This is a genomic window from Pseudomonas paraeruginosa PA7 (assembly GCF_000017205.1).
GTDB classification, from domain to species: Bacteria; Pseudomonadota; Gammaproteobacteria; order Pseudomonadales; family Pseudomonadaceae; genus Pseudomonas; species Pseudomonas paraeruginosa.
Genome location: NC_009656.1, coordinates 5,977,169 through 5,999,204, shown reverse-complemented (window position 1 = coordinate 5,999,204; position 22,036 = coordinate 5,977,169). Strand labels below are relative to the sequence as shown.

General features: G+C 67.3%; 22 protein-coding genes. 6 read left to right on the top strand and 16 right to left on the bottom strand.

From position 1 onward, the window contains the following. Positions 1–7: 7 nt before the first annotated feature. The 6 genes from PSPA7_RS27705 to ubiE all read right to left on the bottom strand — a co-directional run bounded on the left by PSPA7_RS27705 (position 8) and on the right by ubiE (position 4,106). A complete protein-coding gene (locus tag PSPA7_RS27705; RefSeq protein ID WP_003155137.1) occupies positions 8–256 on the bottom strand; it encodes a twin-arginine translocase TatA/TatE family subunit in 249 nt (82 codons plus the stop codon). A gap of 25 nt (positions 257–281) precedes the next feature. After that, positions 282–617, bottom strand: a complete 336-nt coding sequence (locus PSPA7_RS27700; RefSeq protein WP_003155136.1) for a phosphoribosyl-ATP diphosphatase — start codon at positions 615–617, stop codon at positions 282–284. Continuing rightward, positions 610–1,014, bottom strand: a complete 405-nt coding sequence (gene hisI / locus PSPA7_RS27695) for a phosphoribosyl-AMP cyclohydrolase (protein WP_003155134.1) — start codon at positions 1,012–1,014, stop codon at positions 610–612. The genes PSPA7_RS27700 and hisI overlap by 8 nt, the downstream gene beginning before the upstream one ends. Positions 1,015–1,096: 82 nt before the next feature. After that, on the bottom strand, positions 1,097–2,698 hold the full coding sequence (gene ubiB, locus PSPA7_RS27690) for a ubiquinone biosynthesis regulatory protein kinase UbiB (RefSeq protein ID WP_003155133.1): 1,602 nt from the start codon (positions 2,696–2,698) through the stop codon (positions 1,097–1,099). Continuing rightward, positions 2,695–3,321, bottom strand: a complete 627-nt coding sequence (locus tag PSPA7_RS27685) for a ubiquinone biosynthesis accessory factor UbiJ (protein WP_012077737.1) — start codon at positions 3,319–3,321, stop codon at positions 2,695–2,697. The genes ubiB and PSPA7_RS27685 overlap by 4 nt, the downstream gene beginning before the upstream one ends. Before the next feature lie 14 nt (positions 3,322–3,335). Beyond that, positions 3,336–4,106 (bottom strand): bifunctional demethylmenaquinone methyltransferase/2-methoxy-6-polyprenyl-1,4-benzoquinol methylase UbiE, encoded by a 771-nt coding sequence (ubiE, locus tag PSPA7_RS27680; RefSeq protein ID WP_003155129.1) that lies wholly within the window; start codon positions 4,104–4,106, stop codon positions 3,336–3,338. Between the two features lie 135 nt (positions 4,107–4,241). Here ubiE and PSPA7_RS27675 point away from each other — a divergent pair, with 135 nt between their 5' ends. The 3 genes from PSPA7_RS27675 to PSPA7_RS27665 all read left to right on the top strand — a co-directional run bounded on the left by PSPA7_RS27675 (position 4,242) and on the right by PSPA7_RS27665 (position 6,055). After that, positions 4,242–4,517, top strand: coding sequence for a polyhydroxyalkanoic acid system family protein (locus tag PSPA7_RS27675; RefSeq protein ID WP_003095874.1), 276 nt, complete (start codon positions 4,242–4,244; stop codon positions 4,515–4,517). Positions 4,518–4,659: 142 nt separating this feature from the next. Then, positions 4,660–5,076 (top strand): phasin family protein, encoded by a 417-nt coding sequence (locus tag PSPA7_RS27670; RefSeq protein WP_003155126.1) that lies wholly within the window; start codon positions 4,660–4,662, stop codon positions 5,074–5,076. A 10-nt stretch (positions 5,077–5,086) separates the two neighbouring features. After that, positions 5,087–6,055 carry a phasin family protein gene (locus PSPA7_RS27665; RefSeq protein WP_012077736.1) on the top strand — a complete coding sequence of 323 codons (969 nt, stop codon included), beginning with the start codon at positions 5,087–5,089 and terminating at the stop codon, positions 6,053–6,055. A 43-nt stretch (positions 6,056–6,098) separates the two neighbouring features. On the opposite strand, the gene PSPA7_RS27660 is transcribed toward PSPA7_RS27665, so the two are convergent. The 10 genes from PSPA7_RS27660 to PSPA7_RS27615 all read right to left on the bottom strand — a co-directional run bounded on the left by PSPA7_RS27660 (position 6,099) and on the right by PSPA7_RS27615 (position 19,299). Further along, entirely contained in the window at positions 6,099–6,716 is a 618-nt protein-coding gene (locus tag PSPA7_RS27660) for a TetR/AcrR family transcriptional regulator (protein WP_012077735.1), read from the bottom strand. A 41-nt stretch (positions 6,717–6,757) separates the two neighbouring features. Beyond that, complete coding sequence (phaC, locus tag PSPA7_RS27655) at positions 6,758–8,440, bottom strand: class II poly(R)-hydroxyalkanoic acid synthase (RefSeq protein WP_041025428.1); 1,683 nt, start codon at positions 8,438–8,440, stop codon at positions 6,758–6,760. Between the two features lie 306 nt (positions 8,441–8,746). Next, entirely contained in the window at positions 8,747–9,604 is an 858-nt protein-coding gene (gene phaZ, locus PSPA7_RS27650; RefSeq protein WP_003158070.1) for a poly(3-hydroxyalkanoate) depolymerase, read from the bottom strand. A 146-nt stretch (positions 9,605–9,750) separates the two neighbouring features. Next, positions 9,751–11,430 (bottom strand): class II poly(R)-hydroxyalkanoic acid synthase, encoded by a 1,680-nt coding sequence (gene phaC, locus PSPA7_RS27645; RefSeq protein ID WP_012077732.1) that lies wholly within the window; start codon positions 11,428–11,430, stop codon positions 9,751–9,753. A gap of 414 nt (positions 11,431–11,844) precedes the next feature. After that, entirely contained in the window at positions 11,845–12,216 is a 372-nt protein-coding gene (locus PSPA7_RS27640) for a gamma-butyrobetaine hydroxylase family protein (RefSeq protein WP_012077730.1), read from the bottom strand. A gap of 97 nt (positions 12,217–12,313) precedes the next feature. Then, complete coding sequence (hslU, locus tag PSPA7_RS27635) at positions 12,314–13,657, bottom strand: ATP-dependent protease ATPase subunit HslU (protein ID WP_012077729.1); 1,344 nt, start codon at positions 13,655–13,657, stop codon at positions 12,314–12,316. 28 nt (positions 13,658–13,685) lie between these two features. Beyond that, positions 13,686–14,219 (bottom strand): ATP-dependent protease subunit HslV, encoded by a 534-nt coding sequence (gene hslV / locus PSPA7_RS27630; protein ID WP_003095852.1) that lies wholly within the window; start codon positions 14,217–14,219, stop codon positions 13,686–13,688. A gap of 120 nt (positions 14,220–14,339) precedes the next feature. Beyond that, positions 14,340–15,032: an SPOR domain-containing protein gene (locus tag PSPA7_RS27625; protein ID WP_012077727.1), complete on the bottom strand. Its 693-nt coding sequence runs from the start codon at positions 15,030–15,032 to the stop codon at positions 14,340–14,342. Positions 15,033–15,066: 34 nt separating this feature from the next. Continuing rightward, positions 15,067–16,830 (bottom strand): arginine--tRNA ligase, encoded by a 1,764-nt coding sequence (gene argS / locus PSPA7_RS27620; RefSeq protein WP_003156914.1) that lies wholly within the window; start codon positions 16,828–16,830, stop codon positions 15,067–15,069. 249 nt (positions 16,831–17,079) lie between these two features. Continuing rightward, complete coding sequence (locus PSPA7_RS27615; RefSeq protein WP_012077726.1) at positions 17,080–19,299, bottom strand: primosomal protein N'; 2,220 nt, start codon at positions 19,297–19,299, stop codon at positions 17,080–17,082. A gap of 175 nt (positions 19,300–19,474) precedes the next feature. Here PSPA7_RS27615 and rpmE point away from each other — a divergent pair, with 175 nt between their 5' ends. From rpmE to PSPA7_RS27600, 3 genes are all read left to right on the top strand, one after another. Then, positions 19,475–19,690 (top strand): 50S ribosomal protein L31, encoded by a 216-nt coding sequence (gene rpmE, locus PSPA7_RS27610; protein ID WP_003148783.1) that lies wholly within the window; start codon positions 19,475–19,477, stop codon positions 19,688–19,690. Between the two features lie 74 nt (positions 19,691–19,764). Then, positions 19,765–20,517 (top strand): thermonuclease family protein, encoded by a 753-nt coding sequence (locus tag PSPA7_RS27605; protein ID WP_439795064.1) that lies wholly within the window; start codon positions 19,765–19,767, stop codon positions 20,515–20,517. After that, a complete protein-coding gene (locus PSPA7_RS27600; protein WP_012077725.1) occupies positions 20,514–21,953 on the top strand; it encodes a M48 family metalloprotease in 1,440 nt (479 codons plus the stop codon). The genes PSPA7_RS27605 and PSPA7_RS27600 overlap by 4 nt, the downstream gene beginning before the upstream one ends. Positions 21,954–22,036: the final 83 nt, after the last annotated feature.

Genomic DNA, 22,036 nt, shown 5'->3' with positions numbered 1-22,036 from the left:
CTACCCGTCAGTCCTTGCGCGCCGGCTCTTCGACCTTCTGGGCCTGGGCGTCGATGGTGTGCGGCTGGTTCAGCGGCTGTGCCGGCTGGGCGGCGGGCTGCTCCTTCTTGTCGTCTTCCTCGGTGTTCACCGCCTTGCGGAAGCCCTTGATCGCCTCGCCGACATCGGAGCCGAGGTTCTTCAGGCGCTTGGTGCCGAACACCAGCACCACCACGATCAGAATGACGATCCAGTGTTTCCAGTCAAAAATGCCCATGTCGTATTCCTCGTATGTGTAGGGTTCAGGCCGATGGTTGGCGGGCGGCTTTCTCGGCGTGGCCGGAAAGGCCGAAGCGGCGCTCCAGTTCGTCCAGCACGGCTTGCGGATGCTGGCCGAGGGCCGAGAGCATCACCAGCGAGTGGAACCAGAGGTCGGCGGTTTCGTAGATCAGCTCCTGGCAGTCGCCGCTGGCGGCGGCGTCCTTGGCGGCGATGATGGTTTCCACCGACTCCTCGCCGACCTTCTCCAGGATCTTGTTCAGTCCCTTGTGGTACAGGCTGGCCACGTAGGAGCTGTCGGGCGCGGCGTTCCTGCGCTCCTCGAGCACCGCCGCCAGGCGGGTCAGGGTGTCACTCATGCTGGTGTCCTGCGTGTTCGTAGATGGCGTCCGGGTCCTTCAGCACCGGATCGACGACCTTCCAGTCGCCATTCTCGTAGACCCGGTAGAAGCAGCTTTCCCGGCCGGTATGGCAGGCGATCCCGCCGACCTGCTCGACCATCAGGATGACCACATCGGCATCGCAATCCAGGCGCAGCTCATGGAGCTTCTGCACGTGTCCGGACTCTTCGCCCTTGCGCCACAGCTTGCCACGCGAGCGCGACCAGTAGATCGCCCGGTTCTCGCTGGCGGTCAGGGCCAGCGCCTCGCGGTTCATCCAGGCCATCATCAGCACGCGCCCGGTCTCGTGATCCTGGGCGATCGCCGGGACCAGGCCGTCGGCGTTCCAGTGAATCTCATCCAGCCAGTCTTTCATGGTCTTTCCACGTTCGTTGCCGGTGCGTTGCCCGCGTTTCCGGCGGAAATAGGGGTAGTGTGCCAGCCGTGGACGCGACTGGCTATCGGCGCAGGATCAGGAACACCCCGCCGGCCAGCATCACCCAGGCCGGCCAGGCTTCCAGCTGCTGGCCGAGGCCGACCTCGGCGGCGCCGACCAGCAGCACCGCGCCGACCAGGCGTCCGAGCCAGTCGTGCCGGGAGCTTTTCCACTCCGGTGGCGGCGCATTGTGGGCGTGCGGTTGTGACAGGCGTTCGAGGGTGTCGCGGGCCATCTGCGACAGGTGCGGCACCTGCTCGACCTGTTGCTGGAAGTTGCGCAGCAGCTGTTTCGGGCTGACCCGTTCGCGCATCCAGCGCTCCAGGAACGGCTGGGCGGTGGCCCACAGGTCGAGTTCCGGATACAGCTGGCGGCCGAGGCCTTCGATGTTCAGCAGGGTCTTCTGCAGCAGCACCAGTTGCGGCTGGATCTCCATGTTGAAGCGGCGCGCGGTCTGGAACAGGCGCAGCAGGACCTGGCCGAAGGAGATGTCCTTCAGCGGCTTCTCGAAGATCGGTTCGCAGACGGTACGGATCGCCGCCTCGAAGTCGTTGACCTTGGTTTCCGCCGGGACCCAGCCGGAGTCGATATGCAGTTGGGCGACCTTGCGGTAGTCGCGCTTGAAGAAGGCGATCAGGTTGCGCGCCAGGTAGTCCTGGTCCTCGTCGGTGAGGCTGCCGACGATGCCGCAGTCCACCGCGATGTATTGCGGGCTCCAGGGCGCGCGGGTGCTGACGAAGATGTTGCCGGGGTGCATGTCGGCATGGAAGAAGCTGTCGCGGAACACCTGGGTGAAGAAGATCTCCACGCCGCGCTCGGCCAGTGCCTTGAAGTCGGTGCGCTGGTCGCGCAGGGTTTCCAGGTCGGTCACCGGGATGCCGTAGATGCGCTCCATCACCAGCACCTTGGGCCGGCACCAGTCCCAGTAGACCTGCGGCACGTAGAGCAGCGGGGAGCCTTCGAAGTTGCGTCGCAGCTGCGAGGCGTTGGCCGCCTCGCGGAGCAGGTCGAGTTCGTCGACGATGGTCTTCTCGTAGTCGCTGACCACCTCCACCGGGTGCAGGCGCCGCGCCTCGCTGGAGACCCGCTCGGCGAGGCGGGCGAGGATGAACAGCCAGGCGATGTCGGAGCGGATCACCGGTTCCAGGTTTGGCCGGATCACCTTCACCACCACTTCCTCGCCGCTCTTCAGGCGCGCGGCATGGACCTGCGCCACCGAGGCGGAGGCCAGCGGCTCGCGTTCGAAGCGGGCGAAGACCTGCTCGATCTTCGCGCCGAGCTGCTCCTCGATGCGCTTGACCGCCAGCTCCGGCGGGAACGGCGGCACCTTGTCCTGCAGCCAGGCCAGTTCGTTGGCGATGTCGTCGGGCAGCAGGTCGCGGCGGGTCGAGAGAATCTGCCCGAACTTGATGAAGATCGGCCCGAGGTCCTGTAGCGCCAGGCGCAGCCGCGCGCCGCGGGTCAGTTCCAGCTTGCGCCGTGGCAGCCAGCGCCAGGGCAGGGCGGCGCCGAGCAGGCGCAGCCACCAGGGCAGCATCGGCAGTTCGAGGATCAGGTCGTCCAGGCGGTAGCGGACGACGACGCGCTGGATGCGCAGCAGGCGGCGGAAAGCGAGGAGCTTCATGCGTCGGGCTTGGTCTTTTGGCTGAGGCGCTCGACGCGCGCGTCGAGACGATCGAGGGCCAGCTTCAGCTGGTCCAGTTCGGCGAAGCGGGCTTCGGCTTCGTGCTGGCCGACCAGCGTGCGGCTTTCCTCGGCAAGATAGTCGGCCAGGTTCAGGCGCAGGCTGTGCAGGCTCTGCGCGCTCCAGCGCGAAGCGTCGCGCAGGCTGCTGCCGAGCACCTGGGTGGCGAGCGGGCCGAGCCAGCGCGACAGTTCGTACTCCCAGTCCAGCTCCAGGCTCTGCAGGATGCCGGCCAGTTCCAGCAGGGCCGCGCTGTCGCCGTCCATGCTGACTTCCGGGCTGTGCAGGACGCGGGTCTTGTCGCGCGCCAGGGCCAGGTGCAGGAGGTTGCCGGCCGGGGCGCGCAGGGTGCAGTCGACCTCGGCCTCGTGGTGCGCGGCGAAATGCAGGCCGTCGCCGGCGGGCAGGATGAAGACCCGCAGCGGCGGGCTCAGGCAGTCGACCTCGATGACCTTGCCGGCCAGCCGGCGCAGGCGCGGCAGCGCCGTCCCGTCGAGGCGCAGGACGCGATTGATGCCGGTTTCGGCGGCGGCCAGCACGGCCTGGATCAGCAGCGAGCTCATCGGCGCGCCCCCGGTTAAGGCTTGATACCGCGATGCAGGGCGACGATGCCGCCGGTCATGTTGTGGTAGGTCACGCGGTCGAAGCCGGCTTCCACCATCATCGCCTTGAGGGTTTCCTGGTCGGGGTGCATGCGGATCGACTCGGCCAGGTAGCGGTAGCTCTCGGCGTCGTTGGTGACCAGCTTGCCCATCAGTGGCAGCAGGCTGAACGAATAGGCGTCGTAGGCCTTGGACAGCAGGCTGCTGCTCGGCTTGGAGAACTCCAGCACCAGCAGGCGGCCGCCGGGCTTGAGCACGCGCAGCATGGAGCGGATCGCTTCGTCCTTGTGGGTGACGTTGCGCAGGCCGAAGGCGATGGTCACGCAGTCGAAGTGGTTGTCCGGGAAGGGCAGCTTCTCGGCGTCCGCCTGGACGAAGCTGACGTTGCCGGAGACGCCCTTGTCGAGCAGCTTGTCGCGGCCGACCTTGAGCATCGAGGCGTTGATGTCGGCCAGCACCACCTCGCCGCTCGGGCCGACCAGGCGCGAGAACTGCCGGGTCAGGTCGCCGGTGCCGCCGGCGATGTCGAGCACGCGGTTGCCGCTGCGTACGCCGGAGAGTTCGATGGTGAAGCGCTTCCACAGGCGATGGATGCCGCCGGACATCAGGTCGTTCATCAGGTCGTACTTGGCCGCCACCGAGTGGAAGACCTCGGCGACCTTCTTCGCCTTCTGGCTTTCCGGAACGTTCTGGTAGCCGAAGTGGGTGGTGGGCTCGGCGTCGGCGCCTTTGCGGGGATCGTTCATGACGTTCTCACCTGGAAAGAATGCCGGGCATTCTAACAGGATGTGGGGAAAGTGCTGTGCCGCCGTCCGACGGCGCGGGTGCGGTGTTTTGTCTGGCCGCGTATAGTTTTGCGATCTGCAATCAGGAGTCGATCCATGTCGCGTATCCACATCGAACGTCCGCACAGCCTGGGGCTGGACGCCGCACGGGCCAAGGCGGAGAAACTGGCCGAACGTCTGGCGAAGGAGCACGGCGTGCAGTGCGAATGGCAGGGCGACGAGCTGACCTTCAAGCGCAGCGGCGTCGACGGCAGGATCGCGGTGGGGGCGGACAAGGTCGCGGTGGACGTCAAGCTCGGCCTGATGCTCTCGGCCATGAGCGGCCTGCTCAAGGGCGAGATCGAGAAGGCCCTGGACAAGGCGCTGGCCTGATCCCTCCGGGCGTCGTCGTCCTGGCGGCGCCCATCTTCCGCTTAGTATGCGGTTTCTAATTTTCCCCGATACCTTGCTCTCACGCTGCCAGCGTTCCGGCGGCGCCTGCGGTTTCTTCGACCCAACGCGCGTGAGGTGCCCCATGGCCAAGATTGCCCTGAAGAAAAAGACCGTCCCCGCACCCTTTTCCCTGCTCTCCGAGATCCGCCACTACGCCCGCCAGATCTGGCTCGCCGGGCTGGGCGCGTATTCCCGGCTGGGGGCCGAAGGCAGCGACTACTTCAAGGAATTGGTGAAAGCTGGCGAAGCCCTGGAGAAAAAAGGCAAATCGCTGGTCACAAGTCAGGTCGATTCGGCCAATGACAGTGTCAAGACCGGCCTCTCTTCGGTGAAGGGAAAAGTCGAAGACCAGCTCGACAGGATCGAGCAGGCATTCGACGGCCGTGTCGCCAGCACGTTGAACCGGATAGGCATACCTTCCCGGAACGATGTCGAAGCACTCTCTGCTAAGCTGGATGAGCTGAGCGCAGTGCTCGAGCGTGTCGCGAGAACCCAATAAGGAGAGCAGGATGGCTGGCAAGAAGAAGAGCGAAAAAGAGTCCAGTTGGATCGGCGAGATCGAGAAATACTCGCGGCAGATCTGGCTGGCTGGTCTGGGGGCCTACTCGAAGGTCAGCAAGGACGGCAGCAAGCTGTTCGAGACCTTGGTGAAAGACGGCGAGAAGGCTGAAAAAGAAGCGAAGTCCGATGTGGACGCGCAGGTCGGCGCGGCGAAGGCGTCCGCCCGCTCTGCGAAGAGCAAGGTCGACGAGGTTCGGGACCGTGCGCTCGGCAAGTGGAGCGAGCTCGAGGAAGCCTTCGACAAGCGTCTGAACAGCGCCATCTCGCGTCTCGGCGTTCCGAGCCGCAACGAGGTGAAGGACCTGCACAGCAAGGTCGATACGCTGACCAGGCAGATCGAGAAGCTCACCGGCGTCAGCGTCAAGCCGGCGGCCAAGGCAGCGGCCAAGCCAGCGGCGAAACCGGCGGCCAAGCCAGCAACGAAAACGGCGGCCGCCAAGCCTGCGGCGAAAACCGCGGCTGCCAAGCCGGCGGTAAAACCCGCGGCCAAGCCTGTGGCGAAAGCCACCGCCAAGCCCGCGGCGAAAACCGCGGCCAAGCCGGCGGCGAAGACTGCAGCCAAGCCGGCAGCGAAGACCGCGGCGGCCAAGCCGGCAGCGAAGACTGCAGCGGCCAAGCCCGCAGCGAAGCCTGCCGCCAAGCCGGCGGCGAAAGCCGCAGCGAAACCGGCTGCGAAGCCGGCCGCCAAGCCAGCCGCTGCGAGCGCCGCCAAGCCGGCGACGAAACCGGCCGCCAAGCCGGCCGCCAAGCCGGCTGCGAAAAAGCCTGCGGCGAAGAAGCCGGCCGCCAAGCCCGCCGCGGCGAAACCGGCCACTCCAGCTGCCTCCTCCTCGAGCGCTCCCGCAGCGCCGGCCGCCGCCCCCACTGCCAGCACTCCGGCAGCGAGCGCTCCGACGACGCCGAGCGGCCAGAACTGAGTCCTGGCAGCAACGCACACGCCCGGCACCCGCCGGGCGTTTTTCATTCCGGCCCCAGGTATCGTTGCGCCAGGCTTTCCGCCGAGCGCCGGGCCTCGCTACGCAGGTGCGGAGCGACCAGCATCATGATCTGGTAGACCACCGTGCGTACCTCGCCCTTGTCGCCCAGTACTCGCTGGTAGTCCAGGGAGAACAGCAGGGTCAGGGTGATCTGCTCGACCAGTTGGTCGAGCGCCGGCGCATCGCTGTGCAACTGGCGATCGGCCTTGAGCCGGGCCAGCAGGGTGGCCAGGGTTCGCTTCAGGGCGCCGAGCCAGGTCCGGGTGCCGCGGGCCAGGCGGGGCAGGCGTCCGGTCAGGTTGGACAGGTCCTGGAACAGGAAGCGGTAGTGGGCGAGACGCTCGACGATCAGGTGCAGGAACAGCCAGTAATCCTCCGCGCCCAGTCGCACTTCCTCGGGTGGATCGAGCAGCGGCGCCAGCTCCGCCTGGAAGCGCTCGAACAGCGCCAGCACCAGCGGCTCCTTGCCGTGGAAGTGGTAGTAGAGATTGCCCGGGCTGATGCCCAGTTCGTTGGCGATCTCCAGGGTCGAGACGTTGGGTTCGCCCTGCTCGTTGAACAGCAGCAGCGCGCATTCGAGGATACGGTCGCGTGTCTTCATCCGTGCTTCTTCCGGGTTCGTGCGGCCCGGCCCGGGAGCTTTCAGCGTATGTGGACGTAGGTGCCGGGAGCGGCTTCCAGGACCGGATGGGCAGCGCTGCCGAGGTTGAAGCCGGGCTCGCCCAGCTCGCCCGAGCGCTCCTGCAGCCAGCCGAGCCAGACCGGCCACCAGCTGCCTTCCTCGCGCTTGGCGTCGTAGTACCAGGCGCGCGGGTCGCTGCTCAGCTTGTCATTCTGGAAGTAGCAGGCCTTGGGGTTGCCGGGTGGGTTGAGGATGCTCTGGATGTGCCCGCTGTTGGACAGGATGAAACGCCGCTCGCCACCGAGCAGCAGGGCCGAGCGGTAGACCGCGTCCCAGGGCGTGATGTGGTCGGTGATGCCGGCGACGTGGAAGCTGTCGATCGCCACCTTGCCCAGGTCGACCGGGGTACCGCCGACTTCGAGGGCGCCCGGGCGGGTCAGCGGGTTGTGCTTGAACAGGTCCAGCAGCTCCCCGTGGAAGGCTGCGGGCAGGCGCGTGTTGTCGTTGTTCCAGTAGAGGATGTCGAACGCCGGCGGCTGCTTGCCGAGCAGATAGTTGTTGACCCAGTAGTTCCAGATCAGATCGTTGGGGCGCATCCAGGCGAACACCCTGGCCATGTCGCGGCCGTCCAGCACACCGTGCTGGTAGGAGCGGCGCTTGCTGTTCTCCAGGGTCTGCTCGTCGGCGAAGAGCATCGCCGGGCTTTCCACCTGGCTGTCGAGCAGGCTGACCAGGTAGGTGGCGCTAGCGACCTTGCGCAGTTGCCGGCGCACCTGCAGGTGGCCGAGCAGGGCGGCCACGGTGAGCCCGCCGGCGCAGGCGCCGGCCAGGTTCACGCTGCGGCTGCCGGTGATCTCGCGGCAGGCCTCGATGGCCTGGTCGAGGGCCTCGACATAGGTGCTAAGACCCCATTCGCGGTGCTGCGCGTCGGGGTTGCGCCAACTGACGACGAAGACCTGAAGGTTGTTCTTCAGGGCGTACTGGATGAAGCTCTTTTCCGGCGAGAGGTCGAAGATGTAGTACTTGTTGATCTGCGGCGGCACGATCAGCAGTGGCCTGGCGTAGCGGCGCTCGCCCAGCGGCTTGTACTGGATCAGCTCCAGCACCTCGCTGCGGTACACCACCGCGCCTTGGGTGGTGGCCAGGTTGCGGCCGATCTCGAAGGCGGTCCTGTTCACCTGGCTGGGCATGCCGCCGTTGTGCAGCAGGTCCTCGAGCAGATGGCGCACGCCGTTGAGCAGGCTGATCCCGCCTGTGTTGAACAGCTCCTTCAGCGCCAGCGGATTGATCAGGCTGTTGCTCGGCGCGACAGCGTCGGACAGCAGGGCCACGAGGAAGCGCGCGCGGGCGCGGTCGTCGCAATCCAGGTTGCTCTCGTCGATCCAGGCGAGCAGTTGCTTCTGCCAGGCCAGGTAGGCCTGCAGGGTGCGCCGGTAGAAGGGATTCAGACGCCAGGAAGGGTCCTGGAAGCGGGCGTCCTGCGGGTTCGGCTGGTGCAGGGTGTCGCCCAGCAGCACCTTGCCCAGCTGGCCGCCGAAGGCGACCAGGTGCCGCGCGCTGTGCAGCGGCTGACGCAGGCCGTGGACCGCCAGGCTGCGGACCGTAGTCAGCAGGTCTTTGCCGCGCAGGCCGACGATGGCGCTTTGCGCGTTCATGAACTCGGCGGGCACCGGCACACTGCCCGTATCCTGCTTTTCTCGCATGGACCACACTCCGTCGTAGGACCACCGTCATGGATGCCTCGGACGCCAGCGCGCCCTGGCTCGGAATACTCAGTTATAGCCTGTGGATTCCGTTTCACCCGGGACAGAACCGCGCACCTCCCTGAACAGGGAGGATGCCGCCCGAAGCTGGGGCAGCAAGCCCTGTACCACAACGCCGGGACGGGCGTCGCAGAGCCCGCGCCGTCGCGGCGAAGCCAGGCGCCATGCGCCGTTGCGGAACATTGACTATGCACCTGCACCATGACGAAGCAGTGTCTGCTGCCCTGGTGTTGCCCGTGCAGCAGTTCAGCCGGTCTTGGGCAGGAACGGGCGAGGGTGCATGACGGCGCGGCGGCGCTCCTCGGCGAGGAATTTCATGATGATCGGCGCCACCGATTCGGCGCGGGTCACCAGGAACAGGTGGCCGTCGTCGATCACGTGCAGTTCGGCGTTGGGAATGCGCCAAGCCAGTACACGCATGTTGATCAGCGGGATGATCGGGTCGTCGTCGCCGGCCAGCACCAGGGTCGGCTGGCGGATCCGGTGCAGCCAGTGGATGCTGGTCCAGCCGAGCCCGGCGAACAGTTGCCAGTAGTAGCCCAGCTTGCCCGACGAGCGAACCTTGCTGGCATGCGCCATGGCCAGCCTGGGATCGCGGCGGAAGGCGCCGCCGTAGATGTCCGGGGCGATGTGCACGCCGTAGGATGGCTGGATGTAGCGCCGCGGGCTGGCCATGCGCATCAGTACCTTCGGCTTGCCCGGCACCATCACCGCGCCAGCCGAAGTGGCGGCGAGAATCAGTTTCTTGCAGCGCTCCGGGTAGTCGTGGGCGAACTGCTGGGCCAGCGCGCCGCCCCAGGACACGCCGATCGCGTTGACCTGACCATAGTCCAGGTAGTCGAGCATCCGCGCCGCCAGCTTGGCCAGGCCGGGAAAGCGGTAGGGCACGCTGGGCGTCGATGAGCCGCCGACGCCGGGGACGTCGAAGGCGATCACCTCCAGCTCCGGGTCGAGGGCCTGGACGAAGGGAAAGACCAGTTCCAGGTTGGCACCGATGCCGTTGAAGATCAGCAGCGGAGTGGTGCCTTCCTTGCCCGGACGCACCGCGGTGCGGATGGTCTGGCCGTCCAGGTCGATGGTCCGGAAGACGAAGGGCTGGGGCATGCTAGGGGTCCTTGGCGGCGGCGCCGCGCTCTCGGCGGCGCGAGGCCTGGCCGGCTTGCGCGCGGCGCGGGGCCGCGCCGGAGGCGCTGCCGGGGCTTCGTCGGCGGAGGCCGCGGGCTCCCGCGGCGATTCGGGGCGGTCGCTGTTCATCGTTCGTGCACGTAGGTGCCGGGCGCGGCTTCGCCGGCGGGATAGGTCTTGTTGCCGAGGCCGGCGGGCGCCTTGCGGGTCTTGCCGGAGCGCTCGGCCAGCCACTGCTGCCAGTGCAGCCACCAGGAGTCGGCATGCTTGCCGGCTTGCTCCAGCCAGGCCTTGGGCTCGGCCGGCAGTTCCGGGTTGGTCATGAAGCGCGCCTTGGGGTTGCCCGGTGGGTTGAGGATGCTCTGGATGTGGCCGCTGTTGGAGAGAATGAACTCGCACTTGCCGCCCAGCAGCCTGGCCGACTTGTAGCATGACTCCCAGGGGGTGATGTGATCGTTCAGACCGGCGACGCAGTAGAAATCGCAGGTCACCTGCCTGAGATCGATGGGCGTGCCGGACACTTCCAGGGCGCCGGGGCGGTTCAGCGGGTTGCTCTTGAACAGCTCGACGAATTCGCCGTGCAGCGCGGCGGGCAGGCGTGTGGTGTCGTTGTTCCAGTAGAGGATATCGAACGCCGGCGGCTGGTTGCCGAGCAGGTAGTTGTTGACCCAGTAGTTCCAGATCAGGTCGTTCGGGCGCATCCAGGCGAATACCTTGGCCATGTCCTTGCCCTCCAGCACGCCGGACTGGTAGGAGCGGCGCTTGGCGGCCTCGAGGGTCTTCTCGTCGGCGAACAGGGCGACCTGGGTATTGAGCTCGAAGTCGAGCACACTGACCAGTTGGGTGAAGGCGTTGACTTTCTTCTCGCCGCTGGCCACGTAGTGGCCGACCAGGGTCGCGGTGGTAATCCCGCCGGAACAGGCGCCGAGCAGGTTGAGGTCCTTGCTGCCGGTGATCGACAGGACCACCTCGATGGCCTCCTTGAGCGCCTCGATGTAGGTGGTCAGGCCCCACTCGCGCTGCGACTTGGTCGGGTTGCGCCAGCTGACGATGAAGGTCTGCACGCCGTTGCGCAGGCAGAAGCGCGCCAGGCTCTTGTCCGGCGACAGGTCGAAGACGTAGAACTTGTTGATCTGCGGCGGCACCACCAGCAGCGGCCGCTCGTGCACCGATTCGGTGATCGGGCGGTACTGGATCAGTTCCAGCACGTCGTTGCGGAACACCACCGCGCCTTCGCTGGTGGCGAGGTTCTTGCCCACCTCGAAGGCGTCCATGTCCACCTGGCTGGGCATGCCGCCGTTGTTCACCAGGTCCTTGGCCAGGTGTCCGAGACCGTCCAGCAGGCTCTTGCCGCCGGTCTCGAAGAAGCGCTTGACCGCCGCCGGGTTGCTCAGGCTGTTGGTCGGCGACATCGCCTCGGTCAGCAGGTTGATGACGAACTGGCCGCGGCTCACGTCCTGCGGCGACAGGTCGCTGTGGCTGATCCAGCTCTGCAGTTCCTTGCGCCAGGCCAGGTAGGTCTGCATGTAGCGCTTGTACAACGGGTTCTGGCTCCAGGCCGGATCGGAGAAGCGCCGGTCGTCGTCGGCGGGGCGCAGCTCCGACTGGCCAAGCAGCACGTTCTTCAGTTCCAGGCTGAAGTGCGCCACGTGCCTGGCGCTGTGCAGTGGCTGGCGGACGGCCTGGAGCAGGACCATGCGCGCGGAAGTGAGCAGGTCCTTGCCGCGGATGCCGATCACCGGGTTCAGGTTGAGGGTGTTCTCCGCAGCTTGCTTGGGAAGCTCGTTATTGTTCTTCTGACTCATCGGCAACGCTCCATTGTTCGAGGCGAAACAGGGACCGCAACGAAGCCGGCGGACGGGCTGTCCGGCCGGCTACTGCTCGACTACCAGCCCACCCGCACGACTCAGGACGGGGCGGACACACGCCAGGGAAGGACCCGGACAAGGGGGCTGCACCGTCTTGGTTACGCGAGTTTCCGCTGGCGTGCAAGCTGGCAGAAGCGGCGGTGACCGGAGCGTCCGGGCGGGCGGGGAGCCAACCTGCGGACTAGAGCGTCGCTGTCGCGCAGGATAGGTCATTCGCCCTGGCGAGCGCGCCGACCGGATGTCTGGTCTGGCAGTCTGCGGGGCGAATGTTGCAAATGACGTGCCCTCGTACGGGGCAGCGGGGAAAATCCGTCGGCGCGTGTACCCCGGGAGGGCACGCGGCGCCACGTTTCAGAGCATCAGCTTGACCACCGACTCGTCGGGGTCGCGGGATTTGCCGGCGCTGGCCAGCTCGACCAGGTACTCGGCCCACAGCTGATCCCTGCGGGTCGCCAGTTCATAGAGATAGTCCCAGGTGAACAGACCGCTGTCGTGACCGTCGTCGAAGCTCAGTTTCAACGCGTACTGGCCAGCCGGCTCGACGCCGACCAGGGCGACGTTCAGCTTGCCGTACTGCAGCACCGGGTTGCCGTGGCCCTGGACCTCGGCGGAGGGCGAGTGCACGCGAAGGAACTCGGCGGGCAGGTCATAGCTCTCCTCGCCGTAGCGCAGGGTCAGTTTCTTCGAGGCTTTGTGCAACTGGATGGCGGAAGGGATACGCATCGCATCGGACTCGCGGAAGGGCGGAGCACAAGGATACCCCGCTTCGGGGCAAGCCGGCCCGCCGCCACGGGCGGGCCGTGGCGGCGGTGAACGGCGGTCAGAGGATATAGCGGGACAGGTCCTCGTCCTCGGCCAGTTCGCCCAGGTGGCTGTTGACGTAGCCGGCGTCGATCCGGATCGGCTTGTCGCTGTGCTCGCTGGCCAGGTCGGCGGCGCTGAACGACACCTCTTCCAGCAGTCGCTCGAGCAGCGTATGCAGGCGCCGGGCACCGATGTTCTCGGTCTTCTCGTTGACCTGCCAGGCGATCTCGGCGAGACGCTTGATACCGTCCTCGGCGAACTCGATGCCCAGGCCCTCGGTCTTGAGCAACTCGCGGTACTGCTCGGTGAGCGAGGCGTGCGGCTCGGTGAGGATCCGCTCGAAGTCGTTCGGGCTGAGGGCCTTGAGTTCCACGCGGATCGGCAGGCGGCCCTGCAGTTCCGGGACCAGGTCGCTCGGTTTGCTCAGGTGGAAGGCGCCGGAGGCGATGAACAGGATATGGTCGGTCTTGACCATGCCCAGCTTGGTGTTCACCGTGCAGCCCTCGATCAGCGGCAGCAGGTCGCGCTGCACGCCCTCGCGGGAGACGTCGGCGCCGCCGGCGTTGGCGCGCTTGGCGATCTTGTCGATCTCGTCGATGAAGACGATGCCGTGCTGCTCCACCGCTTCCAGGGCGCGGGCCTTGAGCTCTTCCTCGTTGACCAGGCGTGCCGCCTCCTCGTCGCGGATCATCTTCAGGGCATCGGCGACCTTCAGCTTGCGGGTCTTCTTCTTGCCCTTGCTCATGCCGGAGAACAGGTTCTGCAGCTGGTTGGTCATCTCCTCCATGCCGGGCGGAGCCATGATCTCGACGCCGGCCGGATTGTCGGCCACCTCGATGTCGATTTCCTTGTCGTCCAGCTGGCCTTCGCGCAGGCGCTTGCGGAACAGCTGGCGGGTGTTGCTGTCCTCGCGCGCCGGCTCGTCGCCGAAGCCCATGGCGGGACGCGCGGCGGGCAGCAGGGCGTCGAGGATGCGCTCCTCGGCGGCGTCCTCGGCGCGGTACTTGACCTTCTGGATCTCCTGCTCGCGGAGCATCTTCACCGCGGCGTCGGCGAGATCGCGGATGATCGACTCGACGTCGCGGCCGACGTAGCCGACCTCGGTGAACTTGGTCGCCTCGACCTTGATGAACGGCGCGTTCGCCAGGCGCGCCAGGCGCCGGGCGATCTCGGTCTTGCCGACGCCGGTGGGGCCGATCATGAGGATGTTCTTCGGCGTCACCTCGGCGCGCAGCTCGGCCGGCAGCTGCATGCGCCGCCAGCGGTTGCGCAGGGCGATGGCGACGGCGCGCTTGGCGTCGTCCTGGCCGATGATGTGGCGGTTGAGTTCGTGGACGATCTCGCGGGGCGTCATGGACATTCGTTTACTCCAGCGGGGGACGCGCGCCTCAGACGGCGCTGTCCAGCTCCTCGATGGTCAGGTTCTGGTTGGTGAAGACGCAGATCGAGCCGGCGATGTTCAGCGCGGTCTCGGCGACTTCCCGAGCGCTCAGCTCGGCGTTGTGCTGCAGCAGGGCCAGGGCCGCGGCCTGGGCGAAGCCGCCGCCGGAGCCCATGGCGATCAGGCCGTGTTCGGGTTCGACCACATCGCCGTTGCCGGTGATGATCAGCGAGGCGTCCTTGTTGGCGACCGCCAGCATGGCTTCGAGACGGCTCAGGGAGCGGTCGGTGCGCCAGTCCTTGGCCAGCTCGACGGCGGCGCGGACCAGGTGCCCCTGGTGTTTCTCCAGTTGCTGCTCGAAGCGTTCGAACAGAGTGAAGGCATCGGCGGTGGCACCGGCGAAGCCGGCCAGGACCTGACCGTGGTAGAGGCGCCGGACCTTCTTGGCGTTGCCTTTCATCACGGTGTTGCCCAGGGAAACCTGGCCGTCGCCGCCCATGACGACTTTGCCGTTGCGGCGGACAGATACGATGGTGGTCAAGGGGGAGATCTCCACACTGCGGGGCCGGATGCCCGGAATGCTGGGAGATATAGGGGCGATCCGCGGCTTTTCAACCGCGCCCCGCGCCGTGCGTCGGGACGCCCGGCGCGGGGCCCGCGTTCAGCGGGCCTTGCGTTGCTGTAACAGGAGGTTGCTGAAACCGTTGGAGGACAGCGTCTTCTGCGCCTGGGACAACTGGTCGCGGCTGTTGAAGGGGCCGACCATCACCCGGTACCAGGTCTCGTCGCGGACGTTGCCGGCCTCGACGTTCACCGACTGCCCGAGCAGGATGATCTGCGCGCGCACGCGGTCGGCGTCGGACTGCTTGCGGAACGAGCCGGCCTGCAGGAAGAACTGGGTGCTGGCGGCGACCACCGCCTTGGGCAGCGGCGGCGGCACCTGGCCGGCGAGGGCGGCCTTGGCCCGCGCTTCGTCGGCCTTGGCCAGTTCGGCGGGGGTGGGCGGCGGAGGGGCCTTTTCCGGTACCGCTTCGGGCGGCACCACGACTTCGGACTCCGGCAGCAAGGTATAGAACTCGTACTTCGGCTTGGCCTGGGCCGGCGTCTGCGCCGGTTGCTGGGCCTGGGCGTTCTGCTGCTGCGGCTGCTTGCCCTGCACGGTGGCCGGGCGCTGGGCATCCGGGCGTTCGCGCTGGACGTCCTTGCGCCCGGGTTCGAGCTTCATCAGGAACATGATGAAGCCGCCGATGGCCAGTCCGGCGACCAGCCAGACCCAGCCGGGAACGCCGTTCTTCGCGGCGGGCGCCTGGTAGCGGCTGGCGCCGCGCTTGGGGGCGGGTTTCTTCTTTGCCATGGGGGTTCCCGGACTCCTGTTCGGGCGGGTTCGATTACATGCGTTCCAGGGTCTTCAGACCGAGCAACTCCAGGCCCTGTTCCAGGGTGCGGCCGGTCAGCGCGGCGAGACGCAGGCGGCTGTCCTTCTGCGCCGGGTCCTCGGCGGTGAGGATCGGGCAGTGCTCGTAGAAGCTGGAGAACAGTCCGGCCAGTTCGTACAGGTAGGCGCAAAGCAGGTGCGGCACGCCCTTGAGCGCGACGTTGTTGAGCAGGTCGCCGAATTGCGCCAGTTGTGCGGCCAGGGCCAGCTCCTGGGGCTGCTCGAGGACGATCCTGCCGCCCAGTTGCTCGCGGCCCTGGCCGAGCTTGCGGAACACACTGGCCACGCGGGTGCAGGCGTAGAGCAGGTAGGGCGCGGTGTTGCCTTCGAAGCTGAGCATCAGTTCGAAGTTGAAGCTGTAGTCGCTGGTGCGGTGCTTGGACAGGTCGGCGTATTTCACCGAGTCGATACCCACCACCCGGCCGATCTCGCGCAGCTGGGCCTCGTCGAACGGCTCCTCGCCGCGCTCGACGCGCTGCTCGTTGCGTTCCTTGACCAGGGCATAGGCGCGGCTCTCGGCTTCTTCCAGCAGGTCGATCAGCTTCACCGTACCGCCGTCGCGGGTCTTGAACGGACGCCCGTCAGCGCCGTTCATGGTGCCGAAGCCCATGTGCTCCAGCTCCATGTCGGCCGGGACGAAGCCGGCGCGCCGCGCCACTTCGAATACCTGCTGGAAATGCAGGGCCTGGCGCTGGTCGACGAAGTACAGCGCGCGGTCGGCGTGCAGCACGTTGTGCCGATAACGCATGGCGGCCAGGTCGGTGGTGGCATAGAGGTAGCCGCCACCGGCTTTCTGCACGATCACCGGGAGCGGATTGCCCTCGGCGTTCCTGAACTCCTCGAGGAAGACGCACAGCGCGCCGTTGTCTTCGGTGAGCAGGCCTTTGGCGGTCAGGTCGGCGACTACTTGGGCGAGGTCGTCGTTGTAGGCGCTCTCGCCCTTGACGTCGGCCATGCTCAGCTTCACGCCGAGACGGTCGTAGACCTTCTGGCAGTGCGACAGGGAAATCTCGTTGAAGCGCGTCCACAGGCGCAGGCAGTCGGGGTCGCCGGCCTGCAGCCTGACCACCAGTTCGCGGGCGCGGTCGGCGAACTCGGGAGACTCGTCGAAGCGTTTCTTCGCCGCGCGGTAGAAGACCTCCAGGTCGTGCAGCTCGGCCTGGGCGTCCACCGGTTGCTCTTCCAGGTAGGCGAGCAGCATGCCGAACTGGGTGCCCCAGTCGCCGACGTGGTTCTGCCTGATCACCGTGTCGCCGAGGAACTCGAGGACGCGCGCGACGGCGTCGCCGATGATGGTCGAGCGCAGGTGGCCGACATGCATCTCCTTGGCCAGGTTCGGCGAGGACAGGTCGATCACCACGCGTTGCGCCGGGCCGGCCTTGCGCACGCCGAGACGCTCGTCGGCGAGGGCGCGGTCGAGGCTGGCGGCGAGCCAGATGTGGTCCTGGAAGAAGTTGAGGAAGCCGGGGCCGGCGATTTCCACCTTGGCCAACTGCTCGTGGGCGGGCAGCGCCTCGACCAGCCTGGTCGCCAGGTCGCGCGGTTTCATGCCGGCCGGCTTGGCCAGCATCATCGCGATGTTGCTGGCGAAATCGCCGTGGCTGCGGTCCTTGGTGTTCTCCACCTGGATGTCCGGGGTCAGGCCGGCGGGCAGGGTGCCGTCCGCGGTCAGTTGGTCGAGGGCTTGCTGGATCAGCTGGCGAATCGTGTCTTTCATCGTTCTCTCCGTGCTCGCGGGCAGAGGGGGCGGCGCGCGACGGTCAGGCAGTGGAAGGGCCGGCGGATGCGGCGCTCCGGAGTTCAGTCCCCGCGGGGTGCGCAGGGTGGCCGGTCGAGGCTCAGAACCGCGCATTATCCGTGGGTGGACAGATGTTGCCAACCGTTGCAGCGATCAGCCGACAGTTTGCGCCTGGCGTCGCTGGTTCCGCCTGACCCCTGTCAAGTGGGGTGTCTTCCTGGACGCCCATCAGAAAAGGTCGATCGGATCCACGTCCAGCGACCAGCGTACCTGGCGTCCGCCGGGTAGCTGTTCGAGGGCTTGCAGCCAGGGCGCCAGCAGGCGGTGCAACGGCGCCCGGCTCATGCACTGCAGCAGCAACTGCGCGCGGTGCTTGCCGGCGCGCCGCTCCATGGGCGCCGGCACCGGTCCGAGCAGTTCCACCTCCGGACCGCCGATCTGCTCCAGCAGTTGCTCGGCGGCGCCGCAGGCGCTGTCGAGGAAGGCTTCCGCCTGGCCCGGCTTGTGCGCCTCGGCGCGCAGCAGGGCGAGGTGGGCGAAGGGCGGCAGGCCGGCGGCGCGGCGCTCGCTGAGGGCCTGCTCGGCGAAGGCGAAGTAGCCGTCTTCGGTGAGCTGGACCAGCAGCGGGTGGTCGGCCAGGTGGGTCTGGATCAGTACCCGCCCGGGTTCCTCGGCGCGCCCCGCGCGGCCGGCGACCTGGACGATCTGCTGGGCCATGCGTTCGCTGGCGCGGAAGTCGGCGGAGAACAGGCCGCCATCGGCGTCGAGGATCGCCACCAGGGTGACCCGCGGGAAGTGATGACCCTTGGCGAGCATCTGGGTGCCGACCAGGATGCATGGCTCGCCGCTGTTGATGGTAGCGAAGAGGTCGCGCATGGCGTGCTTGCGCGAGGTGCTGTCGCGGTCGATGCGCAGCACCGGATGATGCGGGAATAGAATCCGCAGGCGCTCCTCGGCGCGCTCGGTACCGGCGCCCACCGGGCGCAGGTCGAGCTTGCCGCATTGCGGACAGTTCATCGGTGGGCGCTGGCGATGGTCGCAGTGGTGGCAGCGCAGCTCACCGCTGCCCTGGTGCACGGTCATCCGCGCGTCGCAGCGCGGACACTGGCTGATCCAGCCGCAGTCGTGGCACAGCAGGGTCGGGGCGAAACCGCGGCGGTTGAGGAACACCAGCACCTGCTGGCCGGCCGCCAGGGTGTCGCCGATGGCCTGTTGCAGGGGCCGGGAAAGCCCGGCGTCGAGCGGCATGCTCTTCACGTCGAGGCGAATGAACTTCGGCGGTTGGGCACCGCCGGCGCGCTGGGTCAGGCGCAGCAGGCCGTAGCGGCCGGCCTGGGCGTTGTGCAGGCTTTCCAGGGCGGGAGTGGCCGAGCCGAGTAGGATCGGCACGTTCTCCAGGCGCGCGCGCACCAGCGCCAGGTCGCGGGCGTGGTAGCGCAGGCCGTCCTGCTGTTTATAGGAGGCGTCGTGTTCCTCGTCGACGATGATCAGTCCCGGACGCTTCAGCGGAGTGAACAGCGCCGAGCGGGTGCCGATGACGATATCGGCCTCGCCATCCCGTGCGGCGAGCCAGGCGTCGAGGCGCTCGCGGTCGGTCAGGGCCGAGTGCAGCAGGGCGATGCGCGCGTTGAAGCGCCGCTCGAAGCGGGCCAGGGTCTGCGGGCCGAGGTTGATCTCGGGAATCAGTACCAGCGCCTGGCGGCCGGCGGCCAGGGTCTCGCGGATCAGTTGCAGATAGACCTCGGTCTTGCCGCTGCCGGTGACGCCAGCCAGAAGGAAGCAGTGGAAGCTGCCGTGGCTGGCGCGGACCGCCTCGAAGGCGGCGCGCTGCTCGGGGTTCAGCGGCAGCTCCGCCTGGGCCAGCCAGCCGCCTTCGCGCGGCGGGGTGTTGTGGCGCCGCACCTCCAGTTCGACCAGGCCTTTTTCCTTGAGCAGGTCGAGGCTGTCCTTGTTTATCTCCAGCTGGTTCAGCAACTCATGGGAAACCCCGTGCGGATGCTGCTTGAGAATCGCCAGGGCCTGACGCTGGCGCGGCGCGCGGGCCAGGCGCGGGTCGTCGAGGCTGGATTGCTCGACGGCGTGCCAGAAACGCTGCTGGCGGGCCTCGGCCGGCTCGCCCTGGCGCAGCAGGTTGGGCAGCGCCCAGGACAGGCTGTCGCCGAGGCTGTGCTGGTAGTACTGGGCGGTCCAGCGGCATAGCTCGAGCAGGTGGGCGGGCATCGGCGGCTTGGCGTCGAGCACCCTGAGCGCCGGCTTGAGCTTGTCCTCCGGCACTTCGGAACGGTCCGTCACCTCTATCAGAACGCCAATCATCTCGCGGCGCCCGAACGGCACCAGCAGGCGTATCCCCGGTTGCAGGGCGCTGCGTGGAATCCCGCGTGGCGCCCGATAGTCGAACAGGCGTCGGAGGGGCGAAGGCAGGGCGAGGCGTAGGATCAGGTCTGACACTCAGCGGCTTCCGGGGATGAAGGAAACGAGGACCGGGCCGGCGATGTTAGCAGACGACCGGCGGGCGGGGTCGCTTGCATAGATGAAACGGTCTGGTATGATCCACGCCCTTAATTACGTGCGGTGCCCGGTAAAAGCGCTGGGTGGCGGCACACAACGCCCCGAGGATCAAATCATGAAAGCGGACATCCATCCGGCTTACGAAGCTATCGAAGCTACCTGCAGCTGCGGTAACGTCATCAAGACCCGTTCCACCCTGTGCAAGCCGATCCACCTGGACGTGTGCTCCGAATGCCACCCGTTCTACACCGGCAAGCAGAAGGTGCTGGACACCGGCGGCCGTATCGACCGCTTCAAGCAGCGTTTCGGCGTATTCGGCGCCACCAAGTAAGCCGCTTGCCGCGAACGCGCGCAATGCTTCTTGTCGCTGTACCGAGAAAGGCGTCCCTGGTGGGCGCCTTTTTCATGTCCGTGATTTCTGTCGCCGCCGGCGCGGCGGAGGCCTGCCGTCCCACCGGGACCTTGCAGAGCGTCGAGGTGGCGCGGGTGGTGGACGGTGACACCGTGCGCCTGCGCGACGGCCGGAGTGTGCGGCTGATCGGCATCAACGCGCCTGAACTGGCGCACAACGGCCGTACCACCGAACCTTACGCCGAAGCCGCGAAGCAGCGCCTGCAGGCGCTGGTGACGGCCGGCGGCGGGCGTCTCGGCCTGCAGCCGGGGCGTCAGGCCCGCGATCACTACGGCCGGACCCTGGCGCACCTGTTCGACGCCAGTGGCGGCAATCTCGAGGCACGCCTGCTCGGCGAAGGCCTCGGCTATCTGGTGGCGGTGGCGCCGAACACCGAGCTGACGGCCTGTCAGCAAGCCGCTGAACGTGCCGCGCGATCGGCTAATCTGGGAGTGTGGAAGCGTTCGCCGGTGCTGTCGGCGGAGCAACTGTCGCAGAGCGGTTTCGCCGTGGTTCGCGGACGGGTGCTCGAGGTCGAGCGCAACCGGGGTGGCATCTGGCTGGAAATGGACGGTCCGCTGGTCCTGCGGATCGAGCCGAAGGTGCTCAAGGCATTCGATGCGAAGCGGGTGATGCAGATGGCGGGGCGTTCTCTGGAAGTGCGTGGCTGGGTTGTCGACCGTTCCCGGCGGGGCGCGGTGCCGGCCGGCAAGGCGCGCTGGCAGTTGTCGGTGACCGACCCGGCGATGCTGGAGTGGCTTCCATGAGGATCGTCTGGCTCCTGATGCTGGTGCTGGGAGTCGCGACGCTGGGCGGTTGCGCGGTGAACCCGGCCACCGGCAAGAGCGACTTCGTGATGATGAGCGAGCAGCAGGAGCTCGGCATGGGCGCCCGCTACAACCAGGAAATCCTCAAGCAGTTCCCCCGCTACAATGACGAAAAACTCCAGGCCTACGTGCAGAGGGTCGGCGAGCGGGTCGCGCGCAGCAGCCATCGCAGCAACCTGCAGTACCACTTCACCGTCATCGACTCGCCGGACATCAACGCCTTCGCCCTGCCGGGCGGCTACATCTATATCCATCGCGGACTGATCGCCTACCTCGGCTCCGAGGCCGAGCTGGCCGCGGTGCTCGGCCACGAGGTCGGCCACGTCACGGCGCGTCACAGCGTGCGCCAGCAGAGCCAGGCCAGCGCCTGGAACATCCTCGGCCAGGCGGTGGCGATCGGTACCGGCGTCGGTGCCGCCGGCGACCTGGCGAACGTGCTCGGCACCGCCTTCGTCCGCGGCTATGGCCGTGACATGGAGCTGGAGGCCGATGGGCTGGGAGCCCAGTACCTGGCCCGCGCCGGCTACGATCCGACGGCGATGATCCAGGTGGTGCGGGTGCTGAAGAACCAGGAAGACTTCGCCCGCGCGGAGGCGGCGCGCAATGGCCAGGCGGTGCAGGCCGGCGGTTACCACGGCCTGTTCGACACCCACCCGGACAATGACCGGCGCCTGCAGCAGGTGGTCGGTCCGGCGCGGCAACTGGCCAACGGACAGCAGGAAGTCGGCCGCGACGTGTTCCTCCGCCACCTGGAGGGCCTGCCCTTCGGCGACTCGGCCGCGGCCGGGGTGCGTCGCGGGCAGAATTTCTACCATGCCGAGCTGGACTTCACCCTGAGCTATCCGGCGGGCTGGAAGATCCTCAACCAGCCGAGCGCCCTGCTCGGCTATCCGGCGGACGAGCAGTCGTTCATCGGCATGAAGCTGGTGCCCCATGATGCCCGCCTGACGCCCGCGGAGTTCCTGCGCAAGAACGCCGGGCAACGGCTGGCCCGGGAAGAGTCGCTGCAGCAGGCCGGGCTGAACGGCTACACGGCGGTGGTGCCAGGCAACCCGGCGCGGCGGGTGGCGGTGATCTACCAGGGCGACCGGGCCTACCTGTTCGTCGGCGTGGTCAAGGTCGGTTCCCTGGAGACCCAGGACGACCGCTTCCTCGGCGTGATCCGCAGCTTCCGTCCGCTGCGCGACAAGGAGCGGGCCCTGGCGCAGCCGCGACGCCTGCACCTGGTGCAGGTCAAGGCGGGGCAGACGCTGGAGCGATTGGCGGCTGGTGGCGAGGGGTCATTGAGTGACTCCGTGGCTCGCCTGCGTCTGCTGAATGACCTTTATCCGAGCGGTGAACCCCGTCCGGGCGATTGGCTTAAAGTCGTACGCTAGAGGTCTTGACAGCCGGGTCCTGACGATCTTGTGGGGCGTCGTCTTCTTGCGTATGCTCGGTCGCCCCGTCTGTCCAACAAGCA

Coding starts and splice junctions, on each gene's coding strand:
- PSPA7_RS27705 (WP_003155137.1), bottom strand. CDS start 256: ATGGGCATTTTTGACTGGAAACACTGGATCGTCATTCTGATCGTGGTG.
- PSPA7_RS27700 (WP_003155136.1), bottom strand. CDS start 617: ATGAGTGACACCCTGACCCGCCTGGCGGCGGTGCTCGAGGAGCGCAGG.
- hisI (WP_003155134.1), bottom strand. CDS start 1,014: ATGAAAGACTGGCTGGATGAGATTCACTGGAACGCCGACGGCCTGGTC.
- ubiB (WP_003155133.1), bottom strand. CDS start 2,698: ATGAAGCTCCTCGCTTTCCGCCGCCTGCTGCGCATCCAGCGCGTCGTC.
- PSPA7_RS27685 (WP_012077737.1), bottom strand. CDS start 3,321: ATGAGCTCGCTGCTGATCCAGGCCGTGCTGGCCGCCGCCGAAACCGGC.
- ubiE (WP_003155129.1), bottom strand. CDS start 4,106: ATGAACGATCCCCGCAAAGGCGCCGACGCCGAGCCCACCACCCACTTC.
- PSPA7_RS27675 (WP_003095874.1), top strand. CDS start 4,242: ATGTCGCGTATCCACATCGAACGTCCGCACAGCCTGGGGCTGGACGCC.
- PSPA7_RS27670 (WP_003155126.1), top strand. CDS start 4,660: ATGGCCAAGATTGCCCTGAAGAAAAAGACCGTCCCCGCACCCTTTTCC.
- PSPA7_RS27665 (WP_012077736.1), top strand. CDS start 5,087: ATGGCTGGCAAGAAGAAGAGCGAAAAAGAGTCCAGTTGGATCGGCGAG.
- PSPA7_RS27660 (WP_012077735.1), bottom strand. CDS start 6,716: ATGAAGACACGCGACCGTATCCTCGAATGCGCGCTGCTGCTGTTCAAC.
- phaC (WP_041025428.1), bottom strand. CDS start 8,440: ATGCGAGAAAAGCAGGATACGGGCAGTGTGCCGGTGCCCGCCGAGTTC.
- phaZ (WP_003158070.1), bottom strand. CDS start 9,604: ATGCCCCAGCCCTTCGTCTTCCGGACCATCGACCTGGACGGCCAGACC.
- phaC (WP_012077732.1), bottom strand. CDS start 11,430: ATGAGTCAGAAGAACAATAACGAGCTTCCCAAGCAAGCTGCGGAGAAC.
- PSPA7_RS27640 (WP_012077730.1), bottom strand. CDS start 12,216: ATGCGTATCCCTTCCGCCATCCAGTTGCACAAAGCCTCGAAGAAACTG.
- hslU (WP_012077729.1), bottom strand. CDS start 13,657: ATGTCCATGACGCCCCGCGAGATCGTCCACGAACTCAACCGCCACATC.
- PSPA7_RS27625 (WP_012077727.1), bottom strand. CDS start 15,032: ATGGCAAAGAAGAAACCCGCCCCCAAGCGCGGCGCCAGCCGCTACCAG.
- argS (WP_003156914.1), bottom strand. CDS start 16,830: ATGAAAGACACGATTCGCCAGCTGATCCAGCAAGCCCTCGACCAACTG.
- rpmE (WP_003148783.1), top strand. CDS start 19,475: ATGAAAGCGGACATCCATCCGGCTTACGAAGCTATCGAAGCTACCTGC.
- PSPA7_RS27605 (WP_439795064.1), top strand. CDS start 19,765: ATGTCCGTGATTTCTGTCGCCGCCGGCGCGGCGGAGGCCTGCCGTCCC.
- PSPA7_RS27600 (WP_012077725.1), top strand. CDS start 20,514: ATGAGGATCGTCTGGCTCCTGATGCTGGTGCTGGGAGTCGCGACGCTG.